Below are 7,149 nucleotides of genomic sequence, written 5' to 3'. Positions count from 1 at the left end.
TCCCCTCCGACTTGTGGAGCCGTCTGATCTCGGCCCAATCCTCCACGCTGATCACTCCCTCACTCTGTCCGAGGGGGTCAACTTTCACTCGGCACCAGGGGGTCAGTATTCACGTGGCACTGACACCTGGCCTGGGCGAGCACACCGGGCACATCATCGCGGCCGTCGTCGGCCTCAGCAGCAAGGGCGAACGCGCCATCGAGGTCAAGCCTCCTCCAGTCGATCGCCGTACGGCCGGCTTCGCCCGGGGCGCCGAGAGCGTCGTCAACGGGCCTATTCATGGCAGGGATACTCCCACGCTTGAACGCCCAAATGTCCGCGGGTTCGGTGGCACCCTTGAGTGCTACTCCCGCCTCACTGATATCCGGCTCTACCAGTCCAAGAAGGACAAGTCCGAACAGATGCGAGGAACTTGTCAGGACGCGTATGGAGCGCCACGCTTCGCTTCTTGTGCGCTGGCGTGTCGTGGATCCGGCCGGCAACTGCGCAGGTGCCCGTAGGTGCCCTCAGTCGTTGGGAACGTCACCTGCAGCCATCACCTCTTCGCCGCCACACCACCAGCACGAGTGAACCCGCGTCAGCCTGCGAGATGCCGGTAGACGGTCGCCCGTGAGACGCCTAGGGCCCTGGCGATCTGTGTCGGCGTCTCCCCGGCGGCTCGCCGAGCCCTCGCCGCGGCGAGCTTGTCAGCGTCCATCACCGTGGGCCGGCCGCCGACTCGACCCTGCTCGCGCGCAGCCGCGAGGCCGGCCATCGTGCGTTCGCGGTTGAGGTCGCGCTCGAGCTCTGCAAAGGCGGCCATGACCGTGAAGAAGAACTTCCCCTCCCCCGTCGGCATGTAGGTGCCAATGAGTGAGCCGCTCAGCACGCGCAGACCGATCCCACGGTCGCTGAGATCGTCCGCGATCGTGAGTATCTCCTTCGTCGATCGGCCGAGACGGTCGAGCTTCCAGACAACGAGGGTGTCGGTGCCATCGCGGAGAAAGCCCAGCGCCTGCTCCAGGCCTGGGCGCCTACTCGATCGGCTGCTGACCTTCTCCTCGAAGATCCGGATCCATCCGACCGCCTCGAGGGCGTCGCGCTGCAGCTGGAGGTCCTGGGAATTCGTCGATACACGGGCGAGCCCGACAAGGGATTGCGTCACCACGCGAGCCTCCCAGGAAAGGCATCATGTGGACGTCAAAATGGGTGGCTTCGGTTTAGTAGACACTCGAATGGCGGATCCACACTCCGTGTCATGGTGGCGTCTCCAGTTCTGAACCTCTGCACTGACACCGATTCGCTGGCACACCTGGTCCGTTTCGATCTTCAGATCATGCGCGGCAGCCTGTCACATAAAGCAGAAGCACACCGTTTGTCGAAAATAGATTATGTGACCGATTAAGTGACACAGGCGGGACCGAAAGTACCGCTCCCGCAATTGTCACGTAATCGGTCGTATAAGTGACAAAGGGAGAGCACCGGTGCTGGTCGGGTACATGCGGGTCTCGAAAGCCGACGGGTCCCAGACCACCGACCTCCAACGCGACGCCCTGCTGGCCGCCGGCGTCGAGCCCGGCGCCCTCTACGAGGACAAGGCCTCCGGCAAGACGGAAGGCCGTCCCCACCTCGCCGCGTGCCTGAAGGCGCTGCGCCCCGGCGACACTCTCGTGGTGTGGAAGCTCGACCGGCTTGGCCGCGACCTTCGCCACCTGGTCAACATCGTCCACGACCTGACCGAGCGTGGCATGGGCCTGAAGGTCCTCACCGGCCAGGGCGCGGCCATCGACACCACCACCGCCTCCGGCAAGCTCGTCTTCGGCATCTTCGCCGCCCTCGCCGAGTTCGAACGCGAACTCATCTCCGAACGCACCATCGCCGGCCTCGCCGCCGCCCGCGCCCGCGGCCGCAAGGGCGGACGCCCCTACAAGATGACCCCCGCCAAGCTCCGCCTTGCCATGGCCTCCATGGGACAACCCGACGCTAACGTCGGCGATCTCTGCATCGAGCTTGGCATCACCCGTCAGACCCTCTACCGCCACGTCTCCCCCACCGGCGAGCTCCGCGAGGCCGGACGCCGGCTCATGGATCAGAGCCGCCGCCAGCAGGGTTCCTAGTTGCTCTTACGCTCCTCGGGCTCGAAGGAGTCGGACGATGGCGATGATGGCCAGCGATCCGCTGATGATCAGGACGACCCACCAGACCGGTGTGTACCGGCTCCCGGGCTCGCTGCTGACCAGCGAGATGACGCTGGCAATGATCAGCGCGAGCGACGAGATCAGGCTCAGCTCGGACGTGCGACGCCTGGCAGATCGTTGGCGACCGCTGTCGAAGTCGTTGATGTATCGCCCCGTCATGAGAGGTAGTAGCACGAGGAACACGGATGGCACTATCAAGATCCCGGAGATGAAGATTCCGGCACCGTTGCCGGACAGGACGGCCCACGCCGCCGCGACTACGCCCGCGATGAAAAGGAGCGCTGCAACGACGTAGAACACTCGCTTGCGCGCCACCACCTGACGAGCCCGCGCGGTCGGCTCCTCCTCGGCCATGCCACGAATCATGGCAGCGACCATTCATGGCCGCCTCTAGTTCGAATCTCGACTTTATAGGGCGGCGCCACGGGTCCTTGCCGCACGACTACGGCTCCGACGCCTCAACTACGAACGACTTTGGGCGCTCTAGGGCGTGTCTCTTGATGCCAGGCTGGAGTGACGTGCGGCCTCTCTGACCGGCAGGTCAGGCGCCGAAGAGCGGGATCAGGTAGAGCTGCTGGCACTGCCAGGCCTGGTCGATGTTTGCGCCATTGGCCTCGGCGGTGGTGATTTTGGCGGTAACGGCACTTTCGTCATCGGCTGTGGTGACCGTGTCGACCCCAGCTTTACGCAGGCATCCGATGAACTCTTGGTAGACGCTTTCACGGTCGGGACCGTGTGTTTCCAGTCCCTGCAGGTAGGCGCGTTCGGTGACCGAGGTGTGCGCGCTGTGGCAGCCGTCGTAGATGGCCTGGGCTCGTCCGTCGCTGCCGTCAGCGTTGACGCTGAAGCCGTAGGTCACGCCCGTCTTGGTGACCGGCGAGACCTGGTAGCCGGCCTCACTGACGCAGTTCGCTGCGTCTTGGACGGCGTTGATGTACTCCTGCTCGCTGGCACCGTCGAGGGTGGACGCCGCATTCATAGCTGCGCCACCGCCCACAGCGATCAACCCGGCGGCGAGGCCGCCTACTACCGCCAGTCGTCCTCGCCGGCTCTTCGTCGAACTGCCGCTGAATCGCCCCATGCCCATGGGAGGCTCCCTCTGTCGACTATGACCACCATGCCAGGCCATCACGCGCCTGACCAGTAGTAACGGACGTCAAGACACTCCTGCGACCGGGGTGAGCCAGCTCGTGATCGCGCACAGGACGACTCCGCCGCGGCAACTCATCGGCCAGGGCCGAGTACGGGGCTCGGCGCATAACTCCCGACTCAGAGCCAGTACCGCTCGATAGATGTTGTTCGATGTCTTTGGAGCGCTGACGAGGCGACCTCCCAAGCCATGACATCGGCGAGTCACAGGAACGAACGGTGGCGGACGTGACGGCCGATCTCGGCCACGCAGTGCTTCACGTCGCGATGAGCGCGGCGAGCAGCACTGCGATCAAGCCGATGCCTGCAGCGCTTAGGCCGACAGTCCGTAGCTGAGAATGCCGTGCTCGCAGCCCATTCCTACGCACCGCCAGCATCGTTATGCAGATAATCGCCACAGCCAACGAGACCCTAGCCACCATGACGAGCCCTACGAACGCAGCCTCCATACGCGCGCCGCCCGCCCTCCTGCTGCCTGCCGGTGTCCGCGTTTACATCCAGTAGAGATTTCCAGTCGCGCAGAAACGTCAGTCCTTGGTGCGATCGCGGCGACGCTCCTCCCGGGCCACCAAGATGCCAGCCGCAAACATGCCAAACCCGCCGATAAGCGAGAGCCAGAACGCCAGAGTCTCCTCTTGGAAGAAGGAGCCCACGCCTATCAGAATGCCAGCAATGATCAGGTACCTCGAGCGCCAACTTGTACCTGTCCTGGGGGCCGTCATCTAGGCAGAGTAGTCGCGCATTCGCGGGCGCGGGCAGAAACAGCCGACTCACGAAGGAGCGCAACCAAGCTCCGGTCGGCTTGCTAAAGGGCGACGCCACGGGCCCTTGTCGCAAGACAGCGCTCCGGCGCCTCAACTACGAACGTTCGCGGGACGCCCGTCCCTCGAACCGGCTCGAGCCCCCAGGTTGCGTTTCCGCGATCAATCCCCTGAAAGCAGTCCCGGCTCGCCCGATACTGGACAGATGACTCGACCGCCCGCAGGAACCTCCGCCGGTCGCAATGCGATCGGGAGCGGGACTGTTGGGAGGAGCCGGTGGGTGGCGCTGAGGCAGAGGCATGCAGGTCACCCGACGGAGAGGACCCTGGCGGGGCCAAGGCCAGCAATTGTCGCGGTCACCGGGACGGGCTTCGTCATCTGCGCGACCTTCTGTGTGCTCGGAATGGTGAGCAGCGACGACTTCGCCGGCTACGTGGTCTGGTCCACAGCGATCTGCGCTTGGTTGGCGTTTATGGGAGGCCTGGGCACGTCCCGGATCGTTGTGGACCAGGGATCGGCGGTCTTGATCCTGCGGAACGTCGTCTTTGATGTCCGGATTCCAGCTGTGACCATCCGGCGAGTACGGGGCGGAAACGGTGTCAGGGTCGAGACGCTCGATGGCCAGAAGTGGGAAGCGACGTCGTTTGGTTCCTCGCTCTTCCAGGTCGCCTTCTCGAGCAGACGGTTCCGAGACGCTGCCAAGGACGTGTCGGTGTGGGCCAAGAAGCAGCAGCTCGACCAGGCCACCGGCTCTTCACCGGTGACCTGGCACGTGCGGAGCTGGTGGCTCAAGGTGACTCCGCTGCTGCTTGTCACGGGGGCCACAGTCGGGCTCCTGATCTCTGCAGTCCGATTCGGCGCCTGACTATGTGGCGCCGGACCGGAGGGATCACGTCATGACAAGGGGATCGGTTCGGACGCGTGGGTATCAGGCGTTCTGGACCGCGGTAGCGGTAGTCACGGCTACGGCCGTCGTGATGGGTGTGGTCGACCCTGCGCCGCCCGTGGAGCCGGGCTGGGACCCATACGCGGTTTGGTGGCTCGTCGGGTGTCTTGTCGTCGCCGTGCGTTCGTGGTTCCTGGGGGTGCAGGTCACCGACGATGCCGTGATCGTGCGCAACTTCTATCGCACTCGTCGCCTGAGTCGGGCTGACGTTGTGACCGTGCGGGTGGCGCAGTATGACGGTCTATTAATCCCGTTGGGCTCGTGGTACTGGGCGACCGTGCGAATCGGCTTGAGCTCCTCGCCCGACGTCGTCGCTTATGGCTTGGTCGGGCGCCGAGCGGTCGCACGGCGGGCGGCGACGGAACTAAGGACGCTGTGCGGGATCGAACAGCCGACACCATCACGGTCGCACAAGGGCTAAGTGAGCTAACCAACGTTCTGGACGCCAGCCTTTCCGAGCAGCCGAGCAACCACGCCGGGGCTGACAGTCGAGGACACGTATCCAGCCTGGGCGGCGTCGATCACAGTGGATTAGGACCGTGCTGGGCGCCATTCCTCATCGCATCCACGCGGCACTGGTTAGTGTTCCAGCAGCGACAACCGGGCTTACAAAGACGAGGAGAACGGTCCGACTGTGGATGACATTTTGACCATCGTAACTATCAGTGCATTACTCCTCGGCCTTGGATGCCTAGTTTTTTTGATATTTGCTGGAGGCGATCCCAAATCAAGTCGCGCGAGGTCACTGAGAGTCGTCGGACTGATTGCATTCCTTACCGCGTTAGTCGGCTTCACTGCAAGATTGATGTCTTAGCCCGCCCGGTGTACGGCTCGGTGTCCCGGCCCCTTGCACGCTAACCAACGTCTCTGACCATGCCGAGGCGCTCGTTGACTCATTGGTCAACAGATCACGAGCTCACTGAGTCCCGGCCGCGGCCGCTTGCCAGCGTCGCACTTCGGGAAGATGTTCGACGTCGAGAGGGAGGTCAATGACTTTCCCCCCATGTGTGACTAGTACGAGCCACCTCTTGAATCTCTTCGTGTTCCGGGGCCGGATTTCCGCTACATCAGTCCAAGGGAATGTCTTACTACGTACGACCGTGATGAGGTGGAGCCCGTTCAGATCGGCCTCGATCCGGGTCTTGTAGAACGCCCACGCACCGAATCCGAACATGACGAACAGGCTCACGAAGCAGAACGACACGAAGACATATGAGGGCGAGTCCCTACCGCGCGCAAAGATCCACGAGATAGCGAGCACCAGACTGACAACACTGCAGACGGTGTAGAAGTACACCATTGGGCGCCACAGGATGTGATGCCATGACTCCCGCGGCGGCAGCAAGCCGCGGTTGTCCCCGCCGTCCGCGCCTCCCATGCCGGTCATCGTGGCACGCAGGGCGGCGGGGTCTCCGTCGTTTCGCACTCCTACCACTCGACAAACGAACGGATCGGGACACACCCGGCACGCTTGCCAAAATGCCGACTGTCGGGCCTACCTACGGGGCATCAGCTGCAAGAGAGTCCCGGTCAGGAACCCGAGGCGCTGGTCTTGGTAGTACCCGGCGGGTAGTCGTACTCGACGCTCACTGTGCCGCTCTCCAGTCGATCTTCGATGCACGCGGCCATACGGTCCGACGCTGTCCTCGTCTGGTTGTCAGTCAGCACGATCGTGACGAAGGCCGCCGGCTCGCTCGGCGCGACGATGATGTGCTCGGTGGCGTCACGATCGACGCAGGCGTCCCAGGGGCCCACAGGGTGGTCCAACCCGATGACCCAGACCCGACCGTCATCGGCGACCGGATCAGCCCTGGGGCTGCATGACGACGTCGCGGTAACAGCCAGCACCCCGATCCAGAGCCACCCAGCTGCGGCCGCGGACCTAGCCATGGATGTTCACCGCTTGTCACGGCCCTCTGCACCGCGCACTCGAGTGATGCGGTCCGGGGAGCCCCGCACGAACCATGCTCTGTCGTAAGTCCGCGCGATCGGGTCTGCTGCACGGATAGGTGACATCTGATCTGTGGTGCCGCAGGGTGCCACTGGAAGGATGTGCACCGTGCCTAAGCCATACCCCAAGGAGTTCCGCGACGACGTCGTGCGGGTCGCGCGGAAT

8 protein-coding genes are annotated in these 7,149 nt (G+C 63.8%); 2 read left to right on the top strand and 6 right to left on the bottom strand.

The features are described from left to right. Window positions 1–577: 577 nt before the first annotated feature. On the bottom strand, window positions 578–1,147 hold the full coding sequence (locus ABD774_RS20945; RefSeq protein ID WP_345045581.1) for a recombinase family protein: 570 nt from the start codon (window positions 1,145–1,147) through the stop codon (window positions 578–580). Between the two features lie 331 nt (window positions 1,148–1,478). On the opposite strand from ABD774_RS20945, the gene ABD774_RS20940 reads away from it, so the two are divergent. Next, window positions 1,479–2,096: a recombinase family protein gene (locus ABD774_RS20940; RefSeq protein ID WP_486327358.1), complete on the top strand. Its 618-nt coding sequence runs from the start codon at window positions 1,479–1,481 to the stop codon at window positions 2,094–2,096. 6 nt (window positions 2,097–2,102) lie between these two features. Here the strand turns inward: ABD774_RS20940 and ABD774_RS20935 are convergent, their stop codons facing one another. The 3 genes from ABD774_RS20935 to ABD774_RS20925 form a co-directional block, all read right to left on the bottom strand. Further along, window positions 2,103–2,531, bottom strand: coding sequence for a hypothetical protein (locus ABD774_RS20935; protein WP_345045576.1), 429 nt, complete (start codon window positions 2,529–2,531; stop codon window positions 2,103–2,105). 187 nt (window positions 2,532–2,718) lie between these two features. Then, on the bottom strand, window positions 2,719–3,264 hold the full coding sequence (locus ABD774_RS20930) for a hypothetical protein (protein WP_345045574.1): 546 nt from the start codon (window positions 3,262–3,264) through the stop codon (window positions 2,719–2,721). Between the two features lie 589 nt (window positions 3,265–3,853). Next, a complete protein-coding gene (locus tag ABD774_RS20925) occupies window positions 3,854–3,979 on the bottom strand; it encodes a hypothetical protein (protein WP_345045571.1) in 126 nt (41 codons plus the stop codon). 388 nt (window positions 3,980–4,367) lie between these two features. On the opposite strand from ABD774_RS20925, the gene ABD774_RS20920 reads away from it, so the two are divergent. Then, window positions 4,368–4,952: a hypothetical protein gene (locus ABD774_RS20920; protein ID WP_345045569.1), complete on the top strand. Its 585-nt coding sequence runs from the start codon at window positions 4,368–4,370 to the stop codon at window positions 4,950–4,952. A gap of 997 nt (window positions 4,953–5,949) precedes the next feature. On the opposite strand, the gene ABD774_RS20915 is transcribed toward ABD774_RS20920, so the two are convergent. Continuing rightward, window positions 5,950–6,459 carry a PH domain-containing protein gene (locus ABD774_RS20915; protein ID WP_345045566.1) on the bottom strand — a complete coding sequence of 170 codons (510 nt, stop codon included), beginning with the start codon at window positions 6,457–6,459 and terminating at the stop codon, window positions 5,950–5,952. Between the two features lie 104 nt (window positions 6,460–6,563). Further along, window positions 6,564–6,788 (bottom strand): hypothetical protein, encoded by a 225-nt coding sequence (locus tag ABD774_RS20910; RefSeq protein ID WP_345045564.1) that lies wholly within the window; start codon window positions 6,786–6,788, stop codon window positions 6,564–6,566. Window positions 6,789–7,149: the final 361 nt, after the last annotated feature.

Origin of the sequence: Georgenia daeguensis (assembly GCF_039537705.1) — a bacterium.
Lineage (GTDB): Bacteria > Actinomycetota > Actinomycetes > Actinomycetales > Actinomycetaceae > Georgenia > Georgenia daeguensis.
This window is presented reverse-complemented; position numbering and strand designations above follow the sequence as displayed.

Excerpts from the sequence above, each read along its gene's own strand:
- ABD774_RS20940 (WP_486327358.1), top strand. The coding sequence starts at position 1,479 with ATGCGGGTCTCGAAAGCCGACGGGTCCCAGACCACCGACCTCCAACGC.
- ABD774_RS20935 (WP_345045576.1), bottom strand. The coding sequence starts at position 2,531 with ATGGCCGAGGAGGAGCCGACCGCGCGGGCTCGTCAGGTGGTGGCGCGC.
- ABD774_RS20930 (WP_345045574.1), bottom strand. The coding sequence starts at position 3,264 with ATGGGCATGGGGCGATTCAGCGGCAGTTCGACGAAGAGCCGGCGAGGA.